26 protein-coding genes are annotated in these 20035 nt (G+C 70.5%); 18 read left to right on the top strand and 8 right to left on the bottom strand.

Features of this window, described 5'->3' with window-relative positions:
* Positions 1-50: 50 nt before the first annotated feature.
* Positions 51-524, bottom strand: coding sequence for a CGNR zinc finger domain-containing protein (locus tag YIM_RS45410; protein WP_153036219.1), 474 nt, complete (start codon positions 522-524; stop codon positions 51-53).
* A gap of 88 nt (positions 525-612) precedes the next feature.
* Between YIM_RS45410 and YIM_RS45405 the strand changes: the two genes are divergently transcribed.
* The 3 genes from YIM_RS45405 to YIM_RS45395 are packed head-to-tail and all read left to right on the top strand — an operon-like array spanning position 613 to position 2084.
* A complete protein-coding gene (locus tag YIM_RS45405; RefSeq protein ID WP_153036218.1) occupies positions 613-990 on the top strand; it encodes a VOC family protein in 378 nt (125 codons plus the stop codon).
* Between the two features lie 41 nt (positions 991-1031).
* Entirely contained in the window at positions 1032-1415 is a 384-nt protein-coding gene (locus tag YIM_RS45400; RefSeq protein ID WP_153036217.1) for a zf-TFIIB domain-containing protein, read from the top strand.
* Between the two features lie 27 nt (positions 1416-1442).
* Positions 1443-2084: an AAA family ATPase gene (locus YIM_RS45395; RefSeq protein ID WP_153036216.1), complete on the top strand. Its 642-nt coding sequence runs from the start codon at positions 1443-1445 to the stop codon at positions 2082-2084.
* A gap of 77 nt (positions 2085-2161) precedes the next feature.
* On the opposite strand, the gene tgmC is transcribed toward YIM_RS45395, so the two are convergent.
* Positions 2162-3319: an ATP-grasp peptide maturase system methyltransferase gene (gene tgmC, locus YIM_RS45390; protein ID WP_153036215.1), complete on the bottom strand. Its 1158-nt coding sequence runs from the start codon at positions 3317-3319 to the stop codon at positions 2162-2164.
* A 146-nt stretch (positions 3320-3465) separates the two neighbouring features.
* On the opposite strand from tgmC, the gene YIM_RS45385 reads away from it, so the two are divergent.
* From YIM_RS45385 to YIM_RS45360, 6 genes are all read left to right on the top strand, one after another.
* Complete coding sequence (locus YIM_RS45385; RefSeq protein WP_228005091.1) at positions 3466-3882, top strand: helix-turn-helix domain-containing protein; 417 nt, start codon at positions 3466-3468, stop codon at positions 3880-3882.
* 7 nt (positions 3883-3889) lie between these two features.
* A complete protein-coding gene (locus YIM_RS45380) occupies positions 3890-4609 on the top strand; it encodes a hypothetical protein (RefSeq protein ID WP_153036214.1) in 720 nt (239 codons plus the stop codon).
* Between the two features lie 86 nt (positions 4610-4695).
* Positions 4696-4992 (top strand): DUF2516 family protein, encoded by a 297-nt coding sequence (locus tag YIM_RS45375; protein WP_153036213.1) that lies wholly within the window; start codon positions 4696-4698, stop codon positions 4990-4992.
* Positions 4993-5058: 66 nt separating this feature from the next.
* Positions 5059-5610, top strand: a complete 552-nt coding sequence (locus YIM_RS45370) for a YbaK/EbsC family protein (protein WP_153036212.1) — start codon at positions 5059-5061, stop codon at positions 5608-5610.
* Positions 5607-6614, top strand: coding sequence for an ornithine cyclodeaminase family protein (locus tag YIM_RS45365; protein ID WP_153036211.1), 1008 nt, complete (start codon positions 5607-5609; stop codon positions 6612-6614). Before YIM_RS45370 ends, YIM_RS45365 begins: the two co-directional genes overlap by 4 nt.
* Positions 6611-7915 (top strand): aromatic amino acid lyase, encoded by a 1305-nt coding sequence (locus YIM_RS45360; RefSeq protein ID WP_153036210.1) that lies wholly within the window; start codon positions 6611-6613, stop codon positions 7913-7915. The genes YIM_RS45365 and YIM_RS45360 overlap by 4 nt, the downstream gene beginning before the upstream one ends.
* On the opposite strand, the gene YIM_RS45355 is transcribed toward YIM_RS45360, so the two are convergent.
* Positions 7872-8603, bottom strand: coding sequence for an ABC transporter permease (locus YIM_RS45355; RefSeq protein ID WP_153036209.1), 732 nt, complete (start codon positions 8601-8603; stop codon positions 7872-7874). The genes YIM_RS45360 and YIM_RS45355 overlap by 44 nt on opposite strands.
* Positions 8600-9283, bottom strand: a complete 684-nt coding sequence (locus YIM_RS45350; protein WP_153036208.1) for an ABC transporter permease — start codon at positions 9281-9283, stop codon at positions 8600-8602. Before YIM_RS45350 ends, YIM_RS45355 begins: the two co-directional genes overlap by 4 nt.
* Positions 9284-9413: 130 nt before the next feature.
* Between YIM_RS45350 and YIM_RS45345 the strand changes: the two genes are divergently transcribed.
* The 4 genes from YIM_RS45345 to YIM_RS45330 all read left to right on the top strand — a co-directional run bounded on the left by YIM_RS45345 (position 9414) and on the right by YIM_RS45330 (position 12137).
* Entirely contained in the window at positions 9414-10325 is a 912-nt protein-coding gene (locus tag YIM_RS45345; RefSeq protein ID WP_153036207.1) for an ABC transporter substrate-binding protein, read from the top strand.
* 61 nt (positions 10326-10386) lie between these two features.
* The gene (locus tag YIM_RS45340; RefSeq protein WP_153036206.1) at positions 10387-10818 is read left to right on the top strand and encodes an SRPBCC family protein; all 432 of its coding nucleotides are present in this window, start codon (positions 10387-10389) and stop codon (positions 10816-10818) included.
* Positions 10819-10894: 76 nt separating this feature from the next.
* Complete coding sequence (locus YIM_RS45335) at positions 10895-11905, top strand: NADP-dependent oxidoreductase (RefSeq protein ID WP_228004413.1); 1011 nt, start codon at positions 10895-10897, stop codon at positions 11903-11905.
* On the top strand, positions 11898-12137 hold the full coding sequence (locus tag YIM_RS45330) for a glutaredoxin family protein (protein WP_153036204.1): 240 nt from the start codon (positions 11898-11900) through the stop codon (positions 12135-12137). The genes YIM_RS45335 and YIM_RS45330 overlap by 8 nt, the downstream gene beginning before the upstream one ends.
* Before the next feature lie 19 nt (positions 12138-12156).
* Here the strand turns inward: YIM_RS45330 and purU are convergent, their stop codons facing one another.
* From purU to YIM_RS45310, 4 genes are all read right to left on the bottom strand, one after another.
* On the bottom strand, positions 12157-13023 hold the full coding sequence (purU, locus tag YIM_RS45325; RefSeq protein WP_153036203.1) for a formyltetrahydrofolate deformylase: 867 nt from the start codon (positions 13021-13023) through the stop codon (positions 12157-12159).
* Complete coding sequence (locus YIM_RS45320; protein WP_228004412.1) at positions 12996-13625, bottom strand: DedA family protein; 630 nt, start codon at positions 13623-13625, stop codon at positions 12996-12998. The genes purU and YIM_RS45320 overlap by 28 nt, the downstream gene beginning before the upstream one ends.
* 71 nt (positions 13626-13696) lie before the next feature.
* Complete coding sequence (locus tag YIM_RS45315) at positions 13697-14497, bottom strand: class I SAM-dependent methyltransferase (protein ID WP_153036202.1); 801 nt, start codon at positions 14495-14497, stop codon at positions 13697-13699.
* Positions 14479-14976 (bottom strand): DUF2505 domain-containing protein, encoded by a 498-nt coding sequence (locus YIM_RS45310; protein WP_153036201.1) that lies wholly within the window; start codon positions 14974-14976, stop codon positions 14479-14481. The genes YIM_RS45315 and YIM_RS45310 overlap by 19 nt, the downstream gene beginning before the upstream one ends.
* A gap of 25 nt (positions 14977-15001) precedes the next feature.
* Here YIM_RS45310 and YIM_RS45305 point away from each other — a divergent pair, with 25 nt between their 5' ends.
* The 5 genes from YIM_RS45305 to YIM_RS45285 all read left to right on the top strand — a co-directional run bounded on the left by YIM_RS45305 (position 15002) and on the right by YIM_RS45285 (position 20035).
* Complete coding sequence (locus tag YIM_RS45305; protein WP_153036200.1) at positions 15002-16084, top strand: UDP-N-acetylmuramate dehydrogenase; 1083 nt, start codon at positions 15002-15004, stop codon at positions 16082-16084.
* A 92-nt stretch (positions 16085-16176) separates the two neighbouring features.
* Entirely contained in the window at positions 16177-17352 is a 1176-nt protein-coding gene (locus YIM_RS45300; protein ID WP_228004411.1) for an Ig-like domain-containing protein, read from the top strand.
* An 18-nt stretch (positions 17353-17370) separates the two neighbouring features.
* Entirely contained in the window at positions 17371-18201 is an 831-nt protein-coding gene (locus YIM_RS45295) for an alpha/beta fold hydrolase (RefSeq protein WP_153036199.1), read from the top strand.
* Positions 18202-18230: 29 nt separating this feature from the next.
* A complete protein-coding gene (gene mshA, locus YIM_RS45290; RefSeq protein ID WP_194239964.1) occupies positions 18231-19526 on the top strand; it encodes a D-inositol-3-phosphate glycosyltransferase in 1296 nt (431 codons plus the stop codon).
* The gene (locus YIM_RS45285) at positions 19523-20035 is read left to right on the top strand and encodes a YbjN domain-containing protein (RefSeq protein WP_153036198.1); all 513 of its coding nucleotides are present in this window, start codon (positions 19523-19525) and stop codon (positions 20033-20035) included. Before mshA ends, YIM_RS45285 begins: the two co-directional genes overlap by 4 nt.

The raw sequence follows: 20035 nt of genomic DNA, 5'->3' as shown, positions 1-20035 counted from the left end.
GTACTGCTTCATGAAGTGGCACTGCGCTTTCATGGTTGAGCACTGCGCTTTCATGTTTGAGCACTGCGCTGCCGCCAGGCGCGGGCCTTTTCCCGGTTCCCGCACGCGCTCATCGAGCACCACGAGCGCGAGCGGTTCCGCGAGCGGTCGTAGAACGCCCACCGGCAGTTGTCCGCCGGGCAGATCTTGATCCGCGAGAACTCCCCCAGCAGCGAAAGCCGCGTCGCCGCGGCGAGGACCGAGCCGACCGCCGAGTCCGCGAGCAGCAACGGGCCGGTCGCGGTCACCGAGATCCGCACCGGTACGCCGACCTCACCGGGCCTCGCGTCGGCGTCGCCGACCAGCGCGCGCAGCGACTCCCGCGCCGAGCGGGCCTCGGCCAGCGGGCTCGGCCGCAGGTCGCGCGCGGAAACCCAGGCGCGCCACGTGCCGGCGTCGTCCAGTTCGTCGGTGCTCTCTTCGACGTCCAGCGTGTTCAGGAAGTCGAGCACCAGCGTGACATCGGCTTCCGCGGTGGTGCGCACGTCACCAGTGTAGGCGCCACGCGGGTTGTGGCCCGGTCAAGTAACCGTCATACTCTTGACACTGGTTACCAGAACGAGAGGATCAAGGATGACCGCCGAGGTACCCGCGTTCGGCTCGGTTGTGCTCGACTGCGCGGACGCGCCCGAACTGTCCGCCTTCTACGCCAAGCTCCTCGACTGGCCCGACGCCGAGGGCGGCGAGCACTGGCGGACCCTGAGCAATCCGGCGGGTGGGCCCAAGATCGAGTTCCAGCGGGTGGCCGACTTCCGCGCGCCGGAGTGGCCGTCGGCGAAGAAGCCGCAGCAGTTCCACCTCGACCTGACCGTGACCGACCTGGCCGCCGCGCACGAGCGCGCGGTCCATCTCGGCGCCCGCCTGCTCGACGACACCAACGACCGCGAGGGCAAGGGCTTCCGCGTGTACGCCGACCCGGCCGGTCACCCGTTCTGTCTCTGCGCGTGTTGAGGCTCACCCATGCGCCCCCGGTTATGCGTAGGCTGTGACACGTGATTTGTCCGAAGTGCCAGAACCAGTTGCGGACGCTGAACAAGAACGGCGTCCACCTCGAGCAGTGCACCGGCTGCCGCGGCATCTTCCTCGATGCCGGCGAGCTGGAGCAGATCGTCGCGGCCGAGGGCTCCTACTACAGCCAGGGCGCGCCGCCGGCGTACGCACCGGGCGGGCACATGCCGCGCCACGGTGACTCGCCGAAGCCCTACCGTCACGGCCACGGCGACTCGCCGCGCCCGTACGGCGGACACGGTGGTCACGGTTACTCGGACTCGCCTCGCGGCTACCGCGGCGGGCACGGGTACGGCGACTCGCCGCGTGCCTACGGCGGGCACGGGCACAAGCGCCGCAAGAGCTTTCTCGAAGGCCTCTTCGACTGAGTGCCCGAGCCTGATGGTGACCACTACGTGCTAGATCTGAAAATCTGTCCGGCGTGTGGTGACCGGGGCGACCACCCGGTCACCACCAAGGCCGAACTGTCCTGCGTGCGCTGTGGTCACCGCTGGCCGTTCCGTCGATTGCCGCTGTTCGCGCTCACCGGGCCCAGCGGCGCCGGTAAGTCCACCGTCGGCCCCCGGCTGGCCGAGAAGCTGGGCGGCCGCGTGGTCGCGCTGGAGCAGGACGTGCTCTGGACCGGCGTGCTGCGTGAGAACTCACCCGACGGCTACGGCCACGGCGCGTTCCGCTCCACTTGGCTCCGGATGGCCGCGATGATCCACCAGAGCGGGCGCCCGGTGGTGCTCTGCGGCACGGTGGCGCCGCCGGAGTTCGAGCCGCTGCCCGAGCGCGCCTACTTCGACCGCATCCACTACCTCGCCTTTGTCGCCGAACCGGACGCGCTGGCCCGGCGGCTGCGCGCGCGACCGGCCTGGCGTGAATGGGACGAGCCGCGGATCGCCGAGATGCTGGAGTTCAACGACTGGCTGCGTGCCTCGGCGGCCACGCTCGACCCGCCGGTGGAGCTGTTCGACACCACCCACGCGAGCATCGACGACGCGGTCGACCACGCGCTCACCTGGATCGAGACCCGCCTACCGGACAGCGCCTAACGATTGTTTGACAGTGTCTTGCGTGGCGGTGCGGGTGGCGGAGCCGGTTGCCGGCCCACCGCAAGCGGCTCCGCCGCTTACAAAACACTGCCTAGCTGCCAGCGGTGCTGGCTGCTCGCGTTGTCCAGCCAGAACTCCTGCCGGTCGCCGTCCACGGTTACGCCGAAGCGCGCGCGTCCGGGCTTGCCGAGCTTGCGCCAGCGCACGCGTGCCTGTTCGGCGAGGTCCCAGAGGTTCCGCGGCCCGCCTTGGGAAACCACCAGCTTGCCGTGCTGCTCGGCGTGCCGCACCCACGAGCCGTCGGGGTGCACCAGGTAGACCACGCCCGCGTCGCCGGAGTAGGCGGGCAGCACGCCTTCCAACTCCAGGCTGGCGAAGAACTCCAGCGGACTCGACGGGCTCAGCACCGCGGAGACCGGCAGCGAGGTCCGGCGCGTTTCGCGGGCTTCGGCGTCCTGCAGCCCGGACAGCAGTTGGGCGGGATCGGCGAGCCGATGGGCGCGCAACGGCATGAAGCGGCCGTCCTTCGCCAGCACCCGGCCGTGCGCGAGGGTGCCTTCCTCGGCGACCAGCCGCACCAGGCCCGCGCCGATCGGCCGGTTCAGCGTGGTGACGATCAGCCCGCCCGGTCGCGTCTGCGCCACCCAGTCCGGCGGAATGGCGGACACCGCGCAGGTGCAGAGCACGCGGTCGAACGGCGCGCTGCCGGGCAGTCCGCGCGCGCCGTCACCGGTGACGCACTCCGGGTGGTGACCGACGCGGCCGAGCGCGGCGGTCGCGGTGCGCACCAGCGCCGGGTCGACGTCCACAGTGGACACGTTCGCGTCGCCGAGGCGGTGGCACAGCAGTGCGGTGTTGTACCCGGTGCCGGTGCCGACCTCCAGCACCCGCGCGTGGTCGCCGGTGCGGAGTTCCTCCAGCATGATCGCCATGATCGTCGGCATGCTGGACGAACAGGTCGGCGTGCCGGGGACCGGGCCGTCCGCCCGCGCCCGCTCCCACGCCGAGTCGTCGCCGTCGAGCTGGGTGACCAGCACCTGGTCGGAGTAGACCTGGTCGAGCCAGCCGTCGTCGCCCGCGGAGACCGCGCGCCAGCCGTCGCCGGACGCGGTGAAGAAGCGCGGCACGAAGACCTCGCGCGGCACCGCTTCGAAGGCGTCGAGCCAGGCGCGCTCGGTCAGCACGCCGGCCCGCCGCAGGCGAGCGGCCAGCGCCTGGCTCCGGTCCAGTGCCATAAGCCCAGGTTAGCCCGGTGACGCAGACCTCACCCGATGGTTGCAAGCAGAGTGCTTGCAATAGCTAGCACTGCCGCGTACCGTCGGTGGTGTCGAGAGGAGAGGTACCGCGGATGACCGAACCAGGCGGGCAGCACGGCAAGCCGATGGACAAGGTCGCGGACATCGCTTCCGACATCGGCGAATACATCCGGCAGCAGCGCAACAGCGCGAAGATCTCGTTGCGCCAGCTGTCGAAGCTCGCCGGCGTGTCCAACCCGTACCTGAGCCAGATCGAGCGCGGGGTACGCAAGCCGAGCGCGGAGATCCTGCAGCAGATCGCGAAGGGCCTGCGCATCTCCGCCGAAGCCCTCTACGTGCAGGCCGGGATCCTCGACCTGCCGAAGGGCGGGCCGGTCGGCGACGCCATCCGCGCCGATCCCGAGCTCACCGAACGGCAGAAGCAGGTCCTGCTCGACGTGTACGAGTCGTTCCGCCGCGAGAACCACGTGGAAAACCACGCGGCGGGCACGGCCACCAAGCCACCAGCCACCGCTGGCGAAGACAGCACCAGCAAGGAGTGAGGAACCCATGAGCACCCCCACCAGCAACAACCGCACCGAAGAGGCCCGCAAGAACCTGAACGCCGCGCTGGAGCAGGTCCGCACGCCGCTGCTCGCCGCCCTTGGCGCGGGCAACCTGGCCGCCGAGGCCGTCGCCGACGCGGTGAACAAGGCCAGGACCAGGGTCACCGAGGGCAGCGAGACCGCCCGCAAGAACATCGAGGAGCTGCCCACCGACGTGGAGAGCCTCCGCGAGAAGCTGGACCCGGCCGAGCTGCGCAAGGTGATCGACGAGTACACCGACGCCGCGCTGAAGCTGTACCACAAGCTGGCCGAGTCCGGTGAGCAGGCGTGGGACAAGTTCGCCGCGCAGCCGCAGGTCAAGAACGTGATCGACCAGCTGGAAGAGGTCGTGCACACGGTCGAGGAGCGCGTCGAGGGCGTCACCGCGGAGACCCGCGAGCGCGTCGAGGACGTGCTGGGCAAGGTCACCCGCAAGACCCGCTCGGTGGGCGAGAAGACCGCCCGCACGGTGGAGAAGGTCGCCGACGAGGCCGCCGAGTCCGTTGAGGACTTCGGTGACGACGTGGCGCACGAGGTCCGCAGCGCGAGCCGCAAGGCCGCCAACCGCACCTCGCCGAAGCCCGCCGCCACCACCACCCGCCGCAGCGCCACCGGCAGCACCGGCGGCACCGGCGCGGCGAAGAAGAGCACCGGCAACACCGCCGCCCCGAAGACCGAGAAGTAGGTCCTCTCCGGGCGTAAGCGCAGGCCCCGGCCCCTGTGGGGTGCCGGGGCCTGAGCCGTTCGCCCGGTTTGCCGTACCCTGGCAGCGTGCCGTTAATCGCAGGGTGGATCGTGGACATCATCCACTGGGCCGGGGTCGTGGCTGGCGCGTTCGCCTTCCTGCACTCGCTGACCCAGCGGGCGGACGCCTACACCGCGGCGGACCGCAAGACCAAGCCGATCTGGATGGCCATCACCGGTGGTAGCACCGCGGCGATGGCGTTGTTCGGCTTCTACGGACCGGGCATGATCTTCTGGCTGGCCGGCCTGGTGGCCTCGCTGGTCTACATCGTGGACGTCCGGCCGAAACTGATCGAGGTCCAGCGCGGCGGCCACAACTGGTGACCACGGCAGGCCCCTCGCCCGCCACCGCCCTCAACGGACGCGCTCCGCGCGGCTAGCCTGGGCAGCGTGACCACTTGGACCATCGCCGGTTCCCTTTCGGTCGAACCGGCCACGCAGCGTACCGATCTGCTCGCCGAGCCCGTGGCCAAGGCACTGGCCGCCATCGAGCACGAGGTCGGTGTCGCCTCGATCGATCCCGAACTCGCCGACACGGCCGCCTTCTGCGAGGCCTACGGCTCCCCGCTCGCCGCCTCCGCCAACTGCGTGGTGGTCTCCGGCAAGCGCGCCGGTGAGGTCCGCTACGCCGCGGCTATGGTGCTCGCCACCACCCGTGCGGACGTGAACAACGTGCTCAAGCGCCGCCTCGACGTGCGCAAGGCCAGTTTCGCGCCGATGGCCGAGGCGGTGGAGCTGACCGGCATGGAGTACGGCGGCATCACTCCGGTCGGGCTGCCGGAGGGCTGGCCGATCCTGGTGGACAAGGCCGTGGCCGAGGCATCCGAGCTGGTGATCGGCAGCGGCATCCGCGGGAGCAAGCTGCTGGTGTCGGGCGCGCTGCTGGCCTCGCTGCCCGGCGCCGAGGTCATCGAAGGCCTTGGCAAGCCGGTCGGCCCGTGACCTCGGTCTGGCTGCGCTACCTCAACGCCGCCGACATCGACTCCCTCGGGGTGACCGGCGCGGACATCGTCGGCGCGGTCGAGGACGTGCTCGCCGACCACGGCAACGACCGCGTGGTCTTCGAGCCGCGCACGCACCTGGTGCCGGACAACGGCGGCAAGGGTCATTTCAACGTGCTGCGCGGGCACCTGTCCTCACAGCAGGTCAGCGGGGTCAAGGTGGTCGGCGACTTCGTCACCAACTTCGAGCGCGGCCTGCCCAGCGAGATGGCGCTGATCCTGCTGCTCGACCCGGACACCGGGATGCCGCGGGCCATCGTGGACGGCACGATGATCACCGACGCGCGCACCGGCGCGATGACCGCGGTCGGCGCGAAGTACCTGGCGCGTCAGGATTCCCGCGTGCTCGGGCACATCGGCGCGCGCGGTACCGCATGGTGGAACGTGGTGTTGCTGGACTCGCTGTTCGACTTCGCCGAGATCCGGGTGACCAGCAAGCGGCCGGAGTCGCGGGAGGCGTTCGGGGAAAAGCTGAGCGCGCATCTCGGCAAACCGGTGCGGGTGCTCGACAACGCCGCGGAAACCCTGGACGGTGCCGACATCATGGTCGAAGCCTCGCGGCTGACCGAGCCGGAAGCGCTGGTGCGCAAGGAGTTCCTGCGACCGGGCAGCTTTCTGGTGCCGTACGGCACGATCAGCGCGCTGGAGCTGGACCTGCTCGACGCGATCGACAAGGTCGTGGTGGACAACTGGCGCGAATCCCGGTCAGGCAACCCGAAGTTCGGCGCGCTGCGGCCGCAGCTCAACGCGGGACTGCTGACCGAGGACCGGGTGCACGCCGAAATCGGTGACGTGGTGGCGGGCAAGCGACCCGGCCGCGAGCGCGACGATGAGCGCATCCTGTTCTGGCATCGTGGACTGTCCACAACGGACTTGTCGGTGGCGAACATGATCCTGAAGCGCGCCGAGGCCGCCGACGTCGGCACCATGCTGCCGTACCGATGATCTCCGCGCCCGAAGACCTCGACGCCGCGGCGATCGTCGCTGTGGCAGAAGGGAAGCGCGTCGAACTCGCGCCCGAGCTGCTGGCTTCGGTGGCGGCGAACCGGGCCGTGGTGCTCGACGCGCTGACCGCCGCCGCGCGGCCGGTCTACGGCGTGAACACCGGCATGGGGCGCATGGTGGACGTGGTGCTGTCGGCCGAGGAACAGGCCGGGCACCAGCGGCGGCTGCTGATCGGACGGGCCGTCGGCGGGCCGCCGTGGCTGCCGGAACGCGACGTCCGCGCGCTCTTCGCGGTGCGGCTGCGGGGAATGCTGCTGCCGTCCACCGGTGCGAGCGCCGAGGCGGTGGGGTTCCTGGTGGACCGGCTCGGCGACGGGTTCGTCCCGGCCGTGCCGCGCGAGGGGGTCGGTTGTGCGGGCGAGATCCTGCCGCTGAGCCACGCGTTCCAGACGTTCGCCGGGATCGGGTGGATGCTCGACGGCCAGGCGGCCGCCGACGCGCTCGCGGACCGCGGTGTCGCGCCGTACCTGCCCGGCCCGAAGGAGGGACTGACCTTCATCCAGGGCGCCCCGATCGCCACCATGCACGCGATTCTCCGTGGTGCGGAAGCGAACCAGGTGGTGGACCGGTTCGCGGCGGCTGAGTTCCCGGTCCGTCCGGGCACCGTGCAGCCGCCGGTTTCCGTGCGCGTGGGCGCCCGTGCCACCGCGCACGCCCGGCGGGTGCTCGCCGAACTGGCCGAAGAGGTCGAGCGCGCGCTGGTGGTCACCGACTCGCCCGCCTACCTGGACGGCGAGTTCGTCTCCACCGACGTGTTCCACGGCTCGGACCTCGGACTCCGGATGGACGCGGTGAGCGCGGCGCTGGCGCACCTCGGGGAGATCGGTGTGCAGCGCCTGCACCGCCTGCTCGACGAGCGCTTCAGCGGGCTGAACCCGCAGCTCGCGGTGACGCCGGGGCCGCAGACCGGGCTCACCCCGTTGCACAAGCGTGCGGTCGGGGAACTGCACGCACTGCGACGGCTCGCCACGCCCGCGACACTCGGCTCGATCGACACTTCCAACGGCCAGGAGGACGTGCAAGCGTTTGCGTGCGCGGCCGGGGAGCAGTTGCGCGAGGCCGTCGAGCGGCTGCTGGTGATCACCGCGTGTGAGCACATCGGACTGGCGCAGGCGGTTTTCCTGCGTGGGGAACCGAACGGGCTGATCGAGCCGCTGACCGAGGACCGGCCGCTGGGCCCGGAACTCGAAGCGCTGGTCAGGAAATGGTCGCCTTGGCGCGACTCGGCAGCTCGTTCGTGAGCCGGAGTCCGCGCGGCACGGCGAACCGGGTGATCAGCGAGAAAACGCCCTCGCAGACCAGCGCCAGCACGATCACCGCGATGCCGCCGCCGAGGATTTCGCCGTAACCACCGGCGCCCTGCGCGAACCCGTCGACGATGTAGCGGCCGAGGCCGCCGCCGTCGTTCACGATCGCGCCGATCGCCACGGTGGCCACCAGCTGCAGGAATGCCACGCGGGCACCGGCGAGCACCACCGGCAGCGCCAGCGGAAGTTCGATGCGCAGCATGATCTGCGCCTCGGTGTAGCCGGTGCCGCGCGCCGCGTCGACCGGTGCCTGGTCGAGCGTGGTCACGCCGGCGTAGGTGTTGGTGAACAACGGCGGCAGCGCGAGCGCGACCAGGGCGATCAGCAACGGCCAGAAGGTGGTGTCGACCTCCCAGCGGCTGGCCAGGAACCAGAACAGGATGATCAGTCCGAAGCTCGGAACGGCGCGGCCGATGTTCACCGCGCTGGAGGCGAGGAACGCGGCCTTGCGGTAGTGCGCCAGCCAAAGCGCGAGCGGAATGGTCAGCACCGCGGCGACGGCCAGCGACAGCAGCGAGAAGGTCAGGTGCTCGACCGTGCGGTACGGGATGCCCGACGGATCGGTGAAGCTCCAGCGGTCCGGCTGCCCGAGCCAGGCGGCGAGCTGGTCGAAGACGTTCATGCGCGGGCCTTCCGCGTCCAGGGCGCGAGTGCGCGTTCGCTCAGCCACAGCAGCAGGTCGACCAGCACGGCGAGCACGATGGACAGGCCGATGCCGACGATGATCGCGGTCGGGTTCGGCGTGGTGGTCTGGATGCCCTGGCGGATGAAGAAGCCGAGGCCGCCCATGCCGAGCATGGAGGTGACGGTGACCAGGCCGATGGTGGTCACCGCGGCCACCCGCAGCCCGGCGATGACCACCGGCAGCGCCAGTGGCAGTTCCACCTTGAACAGCAGGTTCGCCCTGGTGAAGCCCATGCCGATGGCGGCTTCGCGGACTTCGGACGGCACCTGCCGCACGCCGGTGACGATGTTGCGGACCAGGATGAGCAGGGTGTAGGTGGCCAGCGGGATCACCGCGGTGGTGAACGAAAGCCCGGTGAACGGCACGAGCAGCGCGAAGGCGCCGAGGCTCGGGATGACGTACAGCGCGCCGGCCGCGCTCAGCGCGACCGGGTAGAACCAGCGCCAGCGCAGGGAAAGCACGGCCAGTCCGATGGAGAGCACGAGTCCGATGCCGAGCGCGGTGGCGGTCAGCGAGAGGTGCTCGGTGAAGCGCGTGACGATGTTGTCCGCGTTGCGCTCGATCCAGCGCCATTCGAACAGGGGCCGGTCGCTCTGCGCAGCGAAAGGGGCTCGCACCGGGTGAGCCTACCCCGGATGGACCTCGGATTCCCGAAGCTTGGGAACCGGTCTCGGTCGTATCTCGGAATGTGGATGGATGTCGTGGCTCTTGGTTAGCGTTGCCACTCCCGGACGAAAGAGACTTCTCATGCGCAGGACATTCCGACTGGCCGCCGTGCTGGCCGCCGCGACCCTCGGCCTGACCGCCTGCGGTGGCGGGGACAACGCCGCCGCGCCCGCCGAGAGCAAGGGCGGCGCGCCGATCGTGCTCGCGTCCTTCAACTTCACCGACAGCACCATTCTCGCCGAGCTGTACGGCAACGCGCTGGAGGCGAAGGGCTACCCGGTGGAGCGCAAGCTGAACCTTGGCTCGCGCGAGCTGATCTACCCGTCGCTGCAGAAGGGCGAGCTGCACTTCCTTCCCGAGTACCAGGGCGCGGCGATCGTGAACGGGTTCAACCAGACCGCGCCGAAAGACGCCGCCTCCGAGCACGCGAAGCTGACCGAGCTGTTCGCGCCGTCGAACATCGGGCTGCTGAACTACGCGCCGGCGGAGAACAAGAACACCTACCTGGTGAAGGCGGATCTGGCGCAGCAGCAGGGCCTGGCGAAGATCAGCGACCTGAAGAAGCTGCCGAACGTGATCGTGGCCGGTGGGCCGGAGTGCGAGAAGCGGACGACCTGCTTCGCCGGCATCCGCGACACCTACGGGGTCAACGCCACCTTCCAGGCGGTGCAGGAGGCCGGGCCGCGGGTGGAGCAGCTGCGCTCGGGCGCGGTCACGGTGATCCCGGTCGACTCGGTGAACCCGCTGGTCGCCGACCCGGCGTTCAAGGCGCTGGAGGACGACCTGTCGATCGTGCCCACCGAGAACGTGGTGCCCGCGGTGGCGAAGAAGGTGCTCGACGAGCGCGGGCCGGACTTCGCCGCGGTGGTCAACGCGGTGAGCGCGAAGCTGACCACCGAGGAGCTGCGGGGCCTGAACAAGCTCGTCGACTCCGACGGTGAACTGCCCGCCGACGTCGCCAAGGAATGGCTGACCAACCAGGGCCTGATCTGACCGCTGTGGGAGGGTGGTGACCTCGCCGCCGCGCCGGAGGCGCGGCCGAAAGGAGAGCTTTATGGGCAAGGTCACCGCCACCGCGGAGCGCACGATCGACGCGCCGGTGGACAAGGTGCGCGAGCTGGTCGCCGACTACACCGCGCGGCCGAACATCCTCACCGAGCAGTACCACGACTACGAGGTCGTCGAGGGCGGCACCGGGGCGGGCACCGTGGCCAAGTGGAAGCTCCAGGCCACCTCGAAGCGCGTGCGCGACGTCAAGGCCACCGTCTCCGAGCCGACCCCCGGCACCCTCGTCGAGACCGACGCCAACTCCACGATGGTCACCACCTGGACCGTGAGCGAGGCGGGCGAGGGCAGCCTGGTCCGGATCGAGACCAGCTGGACCGGTGCGGGCGGCATCGGCGGCTTCTTCGAGAAGACCTTCGCGCCCGGCGGGCTCAAGCGCATCTACGACGGCGTGCTGGAGAACCTCGAGAAAGCGGTCTGAGCCACAAGCCGGAATGCTCGGCCCGCCGTACCCGTTCTGGAGAAGAGGCACGTCCTCGACGAACAGGAGTTCCGCGGTGACCGCACCGACCAAGGCGACCGAAATCCGGCTCGCCGCCCGCCCGCACGGCCTTCCGTCCCATTCGGACTTTTCCATTGTGGACACCGAGGTTCCCTCGCCGGAGCCCGGGCAGATCCTGGTGCGCAACGAGTTCATCAGCGTGGACCCGTACATGCGCGGCCGGATGTCCGAGGCCAAGTCGTACGCCGAGCCGTACGAGCTGGGCAAGGTGATGCACGGCGGTGCCGCCGGCGAGGTGATCGAGTCCACTGTGGATGACTTCAAGCCGGGTGACAAGGTGGTGCACCAGCTCGGCTGGCGCAGCCACGCGGTGGTCGACGCGAAGCACGCGATGAAGGTCGACGCGGAGCTGGCGCCGCTGAGCAGCTACCTCGGCGTGCTCGGCATGACCGGGCTCACCGCCTGGGTCGGCCTGCACGAGATCGCGCACTTCTCGCCCGAGGACACGGTGTTCATCTCGGGCGCGGCCGGTGCGGTCGGCTCGGTGGCCGGGCAGCTGGCGAAGCTCAAGGGCGCCAAGCGGGTGATCGGCAGCGCGGGCTCGGCGGAGAAGGTCCGGTACCTGACCGAGGAGCTCGGCTTCGACGCCGCGTTCAACTACAAGGACGGGCCGGTCGCTTCGCAGCTGGCCGAGGCCGCGCCGGACGGGGTCGATGTGTACTTCGACAACGTCGGCGGCGAGCACCTCGAAGCGGCGATCGAATCGGCGAACCTGCACGCGCGCTTCGCCGTGTGCGGCATGATCTCGACCTACAACAACACCGAAGCCGTGCCCGGCCCGCGAAACCTGATGAAGATCGTCGGGAAGCGGTTGAACATCCAGGGTTTCCTGGTCTTCGACCACAACAGCAAGCAGCCGGAGTTCGTCGCCGAGGTGGCCCCGCTGGTCACCGGCGGGCAGCTGAAGTACGCCGAAACCGTGGTGGACGGTATCCGCAACGCGCCGCAGGCCTTCATCGACATGCTCGGCGGCGCCAACACCGGAAAGATGCTGGTCCGTGTCTGAGCCAATTGTCTACGGGGCAGGTTGGTGCCCCGACGTGCGCCGCAGCCGGGCGCTTCTCGACCGCGAGGGCGTCGAGTACCGCTATGTCGACGTGGAAGCCGACGCCGAAGCCGAGGCGAAGGTGCGCGCGCTCCAGGACGGCGCGCGCCGCATCCCGACCATCGTCTTCGACGACGGCACCTTCCTGGTCGAACCCACGGACGAAGCGCTCTCGGCACACCTGAGCAGGTAGCCCGGAAACCGCGCCGTCGTCAGAAAACGACGGTGCGGTTCCCGTGCACCAGCACCCGGTTCTCCAGGTGCCACCGCAGGCCCTTGGCCAGGGTGAACTTCTCGATGTCCCGGCCCTTGCGCACCATGTCGACGACCGAGTCGCCGTGGCCGACGCGGATCACGTCCTGCTCGATGATCGGCCCGGCGTCCAGGTCCGCGGTGACGTAGTGGCAGGTCGCGCCGACCAGCTTCACACCACGGGTGTGCGCCTGGTGGTACGGCCGCGCGCCGATGAACGAGGGCAGGAAGCTGTGGTGGATGTTCAGCGCCCGCCCGGCCCACGCCTCGCACAGTTCCGCGGGCAGGATCTGCATGAACCGCGCCAGCACGATCGCGTGCGGGGCGTGTGAGTCGACCAGCTCGCGCACGCGGGCGAAGGCCTCGGCCTTGCCATCTGCCGGGAACGGCACATGGTGGAACGGAATGCCGTGCGCCCGCGTGATGTCACCGAGCGACTCGTGGTTGCCGATCACCGCGCTGACGTCCACGTCCAGCTCCCCGGAGGCGACCCGCCCGAGCAGGTCGTAGAGGCAGTGCCCCTCCTTCGAGACGAGGATCACCACGCGCCGCCGCTCGGCGGAGTCGGCCACCGCCCAGTCCGTGTCGCTGCCCAGCGAGCGCGCCACCCCGGCGAACCGGGCGCGCAGCTCGTCCACGTCGAACGGGAGCGAGTCGGCCCGCACTTCCTGCCGGGTGAAGAACCAGCCGGTCTCCGGATCGGTGTGGTAGGCGGCCTCGACGATCCAGCCGCCCGCCTCGGCCAGGAAGGAGGCGATGCGCGCGACGATCCCGGTCCGGTCGGGACAGCCGAAGGTGATCACATATCTGCGTTCTGACGGTGGCACGGTTGCCCATCCTTCCCCGTGCGCCCCGGCACGGCGCGGCGGGCCACCTCCAACGCGGCCACCACCGCGAGCCCGATGCCGAACGCCAGCAGCAGCCCCTTCACCGGCTCACCGCCGAACTGGGCACCGCCGAGCAGGCCGATCAGCACGCTGTACACCGCCCACAACGCGGCGCCGAGCGCGTCGAGCGCGATGAACCGCCGCAGCGGGTAGCGCATGCTCCCGGTGGCCAGCCCCGTCGCGACCCGGCCGCCGGGCAGGTAACGCGCGGCGACGATCAGCAGCGCGCCGCGCTCGGTCACCTTGCGCCGCGCCCAGGCGTAGCGCCGGGCGCCCTTCTCCCCGCGTTGCAGCCGGGCGACCACGGCCGGGCCCGCCGAGCGCCCGATGCCGTGGCTGAGCAGGTCACCGCCGAACGCGCCGGCGGCGGCGACCGCGGCCAGCAGCGCCAGTGCGCCGAAGTCGAGTCCGACCAGTACCGCCAGGCCGACCACGGCCGTCTCGCTCGGCATGAACGGCAGCAGCGCGTCCAAGGCGGACACCGCGAACACCAGCAGCCACAACCACGGCGAACCGAGCGCGGCCTGCAGGAATTCGAGCACGGATCCATCGTCGGCAACCGCGGTGACGGGCCGGGATGATCGGGATGAATATTTGGCGGGTGCGCACCCTCTCAGCGTGGTGCGACGCTCGAATAGGGCACGGTGATCTCGCCGAGCCGCCAGCGCGGCCGCCGGTCGAGTACCGGCCAGCCCCGCTCGGCCAGCAGGCGCACCGCCTCGGCCCACCGCGCCCGCGCGCCGAAGGCCTGGTACCCGGCCGCGGTGTCCCAGCAGGCGTCGAACAGCGTGAGGAACTCGTGCACCGGCTCACCGGGCACGTTGCGGTGGATCAGCGACTTCGGCAGGCGCTCGGCGATGCCGGACGGCCGGTCCAGGCTCTCCGCCCGGCAGGACAGCGTCAGCGTGCGCGGGCCGTCCGTGGCCAGGGTGATCCAGGCGCACCGGCGGCCGATCTCGTCACAGGTGCCCTCGACCAGCAGCCCGCCGGGCGCGAGCCGGTCCAGCACGCTCCGCCAGGCCGCGTCGACCTCGTGCTCGGCGTACTGCCGCAGCACGTTGAACGCCCGGACCAGCACCGGCCGCGCCCCGGCCAGCTCGAAGCCGCCGCGCCGGAACTCCAGCCACGGCGGATCGGCGGCGGCCGCCGCCGCGGCCACCCGCTCGGGATCCAGTTCGAGGCCCAGCACGCGCACCCCCGGGCACACCGAGCGAAGCCGGTGCGCCAGTTCCACCGTGGTCACCGGTGACGCGCCGTAACCGAGATCGACCACCAGCGGATCGGCGGCCGCCCGCAGCACGGCGCCGATCGCGGGCGTGCCGGTCAGCCAGCGATCGAGGCGGCGTAGGCGGTTCGGATTGGTGGTTCCCCTGGTCGGTGCGCCAACGGGCTGGGTCAGCCGTCCGCGAGCCACTTGGCGGTGAACTCCGCTTCGCGCACCAGCAGCCTGGTCACCTGCTCGGCGATCACCTGCTCCAGCTTGGCGCCGACCAGCGGGATGCGGACCTTGACCTCACCGCTGGTGATCAGCGTCGCCCCGGTGCCGTTCGGCACCAGCTCGGTGCGCGCGGTGATCTCGCCAGGTACGCCGTCCACAGTGGCCTTCGCCGTGCCGGTGTACCCGGCACCGGACTGCTCCCACACCTGCTCGCGGTGCACGATCAGGTCTCCTTTGTGGAGCGCCCGCACGGCCGACGGCAGCTGGTCCGCGCCGATGCCCTGTACCAGCTTGTAGGCCGCCCGATGCTCGTCGGCCGAGTGTTCCGGCAGCCCGGCGTGCTTGCCACCCAGCAGGTCGAGGCGGGCACGCAGCACTTCTTCGGCGGACTGCGCGTCGTAGACCTCGTGCACGTCCTGCGCGAACTCCGCGCGGTGCTCGATACGGGATGCCATGAGCGGGACAGTACCGTTCAAGGGCGTGAGCACTCTCCGATCTCCCGCCCAAGCGGCCCTGAGCGAGCACACCACGTTGCGCCTCGGTGGCCAGGCCCGCCGCTTCGACGAGGCCACCACCAGCGAAGACCTGGTCGCCGCGGTGCGTGCCGCGGACGACGGCGGCGAACCGCTGCTGCTGCTCGGGGGCGGCTCCAACCTGGTGGTCGCCGACGAGGGCTTCGACGGCGCCGTGCTCAAGATCGGCACCCGCGGCCGCCGGTTCCAGCAGGACCGCCACGGCGGCCTCACCGTGCACGTGACCGCCGAGGCCGGCGAGAACTGGGACGAGTTCGTCGCGTGGACCGTCGGCGAGGGCTTCGGCGGGCTGGAGTGCCTGTCCGGCATTCCCGGCCTGGTCGGCGCCACGCCGATCCAGAACGTCGGCGCGTACGGGTTCGAGATCGGCGACCTGCTGCGCTCGGTGCGCCTGTACGACCGGCGGATGGGCGAGGTGCGCACGCTGGCCAAGGAGCAGCTGCGGCTCGGCTACCGCACCAGCGTGCTCAAGGGCACCGACCACGGCGTGGTGCTCTCCATCGACGTCGACCTGCACGGGGACGGCCTGTCCAGCCCGATCCGGTACGCCGAGCTGGCGAAGAAGCTCGACGTGGAGATCGGCGCGCGGGTGCCCGCCGCGCGGGTCCGCGAGGCGGTGCTGGAACTGCGCCGCGGCAAGGGCATGGTGCTCGATCCGGAGGATCACGACACCTGGAGCGCCGGCTCCTTCTTCACCAACCCGATCCTGCCCGAGGCCCGCGTCACCGCGGTGCTGGCGCGGATCGCCGAGGTGGTCGGCGACGACGTGCCGGTGCCGCAGTACCCCGCCGACAATGGGGTGAAGCTGTCCGCCGCGTGGTTGATCGAGCGGGCCGGTTTCGGCAAGGGTCATGCTGGTGCGGGTGGCCGCGTTTCGTTGTCCACCAAGCACACCCTGGCGCTGACCAACCGCGGCTCGGCGACCACGGCCGATCTGCTGGCACTGGCGCGAGAGGTGCGGGACGGGGTTGAGATCCGCTTCGGCGTGGAACTCCACCCGGAGCCGCTCTTGATCAACTGCGGCCTGTGACCTGGGCCGCAAGCAACCGCGAACGGGTCGGGAGCGTCTAGGGAGCGAGTGCTTTTTCGGGGACCCCGGTGACGGGGACATGGAGGTGTGCGGTGTTCGAACGGCGGACGGTTCTGCGGGCGGCGATGGTGACTCCGGTGGTGCTGTCGCCCATCGCGCTGGCCGCCTGCTCCGGTGACGAGGGCGGCGGGACCAACCCCGGTGGCGAGGCGCAGGCGCCCGAGCCGCCCAAGGCCGTGCTCACCGCCGAACCCGCCGTGGACGCCAAGGACGCGCCGGTGGCCAAGCCGGTGACGATCAAGGTCACCGACGGCACGCTCACCGAGGTCAAGGTGACCAATCCCGATGGCAAGGAACTCCAGGGCGGGCTGAACCCGGAGAAGACCGTCTGGACCAGCTCCGAGCAGCTCGGCTACGGCAAGTCCTACACCTACGCGGCGAAGGCGTCGGGCAGCGACGGCAAGCCCGTCGAGCTGGCGGGCAAGTTCGACACGGTCAAGCCGGCCAAGGTCGTGCGCGCCACGCTCAACCCCGGTGACGACGCCGAGGTGGGCGTCGGCATGCCGATCAGCGTGAAGTTCGAGGCCGCGGTCGGCGACCGCAAGGCCGCGCAGGCCGCGCTGGAGGTGAAGACCTCGAAGACGGTCGAAGGCGCCTGGGCCTGGCTGTCCGACCGGCAGGTGAACTGGCGGCCGAAGGAGTACTGGCCGGCGGGCACCGAGGTCGAGGTCACCGCCAAGCTGTACGGCGTGGACCTGGGCAAGGGCGTCTACGCCAAGGCCGACGTGAGCACCAAGTTCAAGATCGGCCGCAACCAGGTGGTCAAGGTGCACACCCCCGACCACGTGATGAAGGTCTACCGCGACGGGTCCGAGCACGCGAGCTACCCGTGCAGCAACGGCAAGGACGCCGACCCGAACCTGAACACGCCGAACGGCACGCTGATCGTGATGACCAAGGAACCCACCTCGATCTTCGACAACGCGCGCTACGGCTACACCAACGTCAAGAAGAAGTGGTGCTGCCGCATCTCCAACCACGGCGAGTTCATCCACGAGAACGAGGAGAACCGCGGCAACATCGGCAAGGCCAACACCTCGCACGGCTGCGTGAACCTGCTCGAAGCCGACGCCAAGGCCTACTTCGACTCGGCGCTGATCGGCGACCCGGTGGAGATCACCGGCTCCAAGGCGAGCATGCCGACCACCTCCGATGTGATGGACTGGCTGCTCGACTGGAAGACTTGGCAGTCCAAGTCGGCCATCTAGCCAGCTAAGGACGCGCCCTTGCTCACCGAAGTTGTCGGTGCCGGTGGTGTACGGCTCAGCCTGCGGGTAGCGGGTGCGGCGAACGCCTCGGCCATCGTTTTTGTGCACGGCTGGGCGCAGTCCTCGCTGGCCTGGTCCGCGCAGCTGGCCGATGCCGAGCTGAGCGCCCGGTACCGGCTGGTCGGGCTGGACCTGCGCGGCCACGGCGGTTCCGACGTGCCCGCGCTCGGTTACGACGACCCGCGCGCCTGGGCCGAGGACCTGGCCGCGGTGATCGACTTCGCCGGGGCGGGCGCCCCGGTGCTGCTGGTCGGCTGGTCCTACGGCGGCCTGGTGATCACCGACTACCTGCGGGTGCACGGCACCACCAACGTGGTGGGCATCGTGCTGGCCGGGGCGATCACCGAGATCGGGCGCGGCAGGCCCGGCGGGAAGATCGGCCCGGCGATGAAGAGCGCGCTGCCCGCCGCGCTGTCGGACGACCCGGCCGAGGCGGTGCCCGCGCTCACCGCGTTGTGCGCCGGGATGTCCTCGCGGCCGGTCGACGGCCCGCTGACCCAGTCGCTGCTCGGCACCAGCCTCTCGGTGCCGCCCGCGGTGCGCGCGGCGCTGTTCCGGCGGGACGTGGACAGCTCGGTGGTGCTCGGCGGGCTGGACCTGCCGGTGCTGGTGGTGCACGGCGTGGACGACCAAGTGGTGGATCTCTCCGCCGGGGAGTACGCCGCCGGGAAGATAGCGGGGGCCCGGACGCGTTGGATGCCAGGGACAGGGCATCTCCCGTTCGTCGAGGCCGCCGCGGAGTTCAACTCCGCGCTCGGGCAGTTCGCCGGCGAGCGATTCGCCCACTGAGCTGCGCGGAGTGAACAAGGAGCGACCACGTGACGGTCTCGTTGCACAGGGCCACCCGCTGGCCACGCCGGGTTGCGGTGCTGTCGGTGCACACCTCGCCGCTGGAGCAGCCGGGCACCGGTGACGCCGGCGGGATGAACGTGTACATCAGCCAGACCGCCACCGAGATGGCCCGCCGCGGGATCGGCGTGGAGGTGTTCACCCGCGCCACCTCCTCCGACCAGCCGCCGGTGGCCGAGCTGGTGCCGGGCGTGCTGGTGCGGCACGTGCCCGCCGGGCCGTTCGAGCCGCTCGGCCGCGACGAACTGCCCGCGCAGCTGTGCGCGTTCACTTCGGGGGTGCTGCGCACCGAGGCCTTCCACGAGCCGGGCCACTACGACGTGATCCACTCCCACTACTGGCTGTCCGGTCAGGTCGGCTGGCTCGCGCGCGACCGGTGGGGCGTGCCGCTGGTGCACACCGCGCACACACTGGCCAAGGTGAAGAACGCCGCGCTCGCCGACGGTGACACCCCGGAGCCGCGCACGCGCGTGATCGGCGAGGAGCAGATCGTCGCCGAGGCCGACCGGCTGGTGGCGAACACCGCGGTCGAGGCCCGCGAACTGGTCGGCCTGTACGACGCCGCGCCGCAGGCCGTGCACACCGTCTCGCCGGGGGTCGACCTGGAGCGCTTCACGCCGGGGTCGAAATCCGCCGCGCGCGCCGCGCTCGGCCTGCCCCGCGACGCGGTCGTCCTGGCTTTCGCGGGCCGGATCCAGCCGCTGAAGGCACCCGACGTGCTGCTGCACGCGGCCGCGGCGATGCTGCGGCGCGACCCGTCGCTGGCGGAGAAGCTGGTGGTGCTGATCGTCGGCGGGCCGTCGGGCAGCGGGCTGGAGCAGCCGCGGGCGCTCAAGGAGCTGGCTGTCACGCTCGGTATCGAGAGGCAGACGCGGTTCCTGCCACCGCAACCCGGTCCGGCACTCGTGGAGGTTTACCGGGCGGCCGATGTGGTAGCCGTGCCCAGTTACAACGAGTCGTTCGGGCTGGTGGCGCTCGAAGCGCAGGCCTGCGGCACGCCGGTGGTCGCGGCGGAGGTCGGCGGGCTGCCGGTGGCGGTGGCGCACGGCGTCTCCGGCCTGCTGGTGCCGACGCACCGCGCGCGGGACTGGGCCGGTGCGCTGGCCTCGGTCGCGCTGAAGCCGGAACGGCACGGGGAACTGGCGGCGAACGCCGTGCAGCACGCGCGCCGCTTTTCCTGGCGGCGCACCACCGACGCGCTGCTGGACGCCTACGCCGAGGCGGCGGTGTCCTTCGGTGCGTTCCGGACGGAGGTAGCGGTTTGACCGTGGACGGCGTTATCCAGTCCACTTTGGACTCGGCGGGGCTGAAGTACGAGCGGAAGGGCGAAGGCCGGTACTTCGTCACCCTACCCGGTACCAAGAAGCTGCAGACGAACTGCTGGCTGGTCGCGGGTGAGCACGCGTTCTCGGTGGAGGCGTTCGTCTGCCGCCGCCCGGACGAGGCGCACGAAGAGGTCTACCGCTATCTGTTGCGCCGCAACGCGAAGCTGTACTCGGTGCACTACACGGTGGACGCCATCGGGGACATCTACCTGGTCGGCAGGCTGCCGCTGGACGCGGTCACCGAGGCCGAGCTGGACAAGATCCTCGGCCAGGTGCTGGAGGCCGCCGACGGCGACTTCAACCCGTTGCTGGAGATCGGTTTCGCCACCTCGATCCGGCGCGAATGGGACTGGCGGGTCTCGCGCGGGGAGTCGCTGGCGAACCTCCAGGCGTTCAAGCACCTGATGGAACCCGAGTCGGCCTCGTCCGGCCCGGTGATGGATTCGTGA

This window comes from Amycolatopsis sp. YIM 10 (assembly GCF_009429145.1).
Lineage (GTDB): Bacteria > Actinomycetota > Actinomycetes > Mycobacteriales > Pseudonocardiaceae > Amycolatopsis.
Note: the sequence above shows the minus strand (reverse complement) of the source record. Positions and strands in the feature narration are given on the sequence as shown.

Excerpts from the sequence above, each read along its gene's own strand:
- YIM_RS45405 (WP_153036218.1), top strand. The coding sequence starts at position 613 with ATGACCGCCGAGGTACCCGCGTTCGGCTCGGTTGTGCTCGACTGCGCG.
- tgmC (WP_153036215.1), bottom strand. The coding sequence starts at position 3,319 with ATGGCACTGGACCGGAGCCAGGCGCTGGCCGCTCGCCTGCGGCGGGCC.
- YIM_RS45385 (WP_228005091.1), top strand. The coding sequence starts at position 3,466 with ATGGACAAGGTCGCGGACATCGCTTCCGACATCGGCGAATACATCCGG.
- YIM_RS45380 (WP_153036214.1), top strand. The coding sequence starts at position 3,890 with ATGAGCACCCCCACCAGCAACAACCGCACCGAAGAGGCCCGCAAGAAC.
- YIM_RS45360 (WP_153036210.1), top strand. The coding sequence starts at position 6,611 with ATGATCTCCGCGCCCGAAGACCTCGACGCCGCGGCGATCGTCGCTGTG.
- YIM_RS45355 (WP_153036209.1), bottom strand. The coding sequence starts at position 8,603 with ATGAACGTCTTCGACCAGCTCGCCGCCTGGCTCGGGCAGCCGGACCGC.
- YIM_RS45345 (WP_153036207.1), top strand. The coding sequence starts at position 9,414 with ATGCGCAGGACATTCCGACTGGCCGCCGTGCTGGCCGCCGCGACCCTC.
- YIM_RS45340 (WP_153036206.1), top strand. The coding sequence starts at position 10,387 with ATGGGCAAGGTCACCGCCACCGCGGAGCGCACGATCGACGCGCCGGTG.
- YIM_RS45310 (WP_153036201.1), bottom strand. The coding sequence starts at position 14,976 with ATGGCATCCCGTATCGAGCACCGCGCGGAGTTCGCGCAGGACGTGCAC.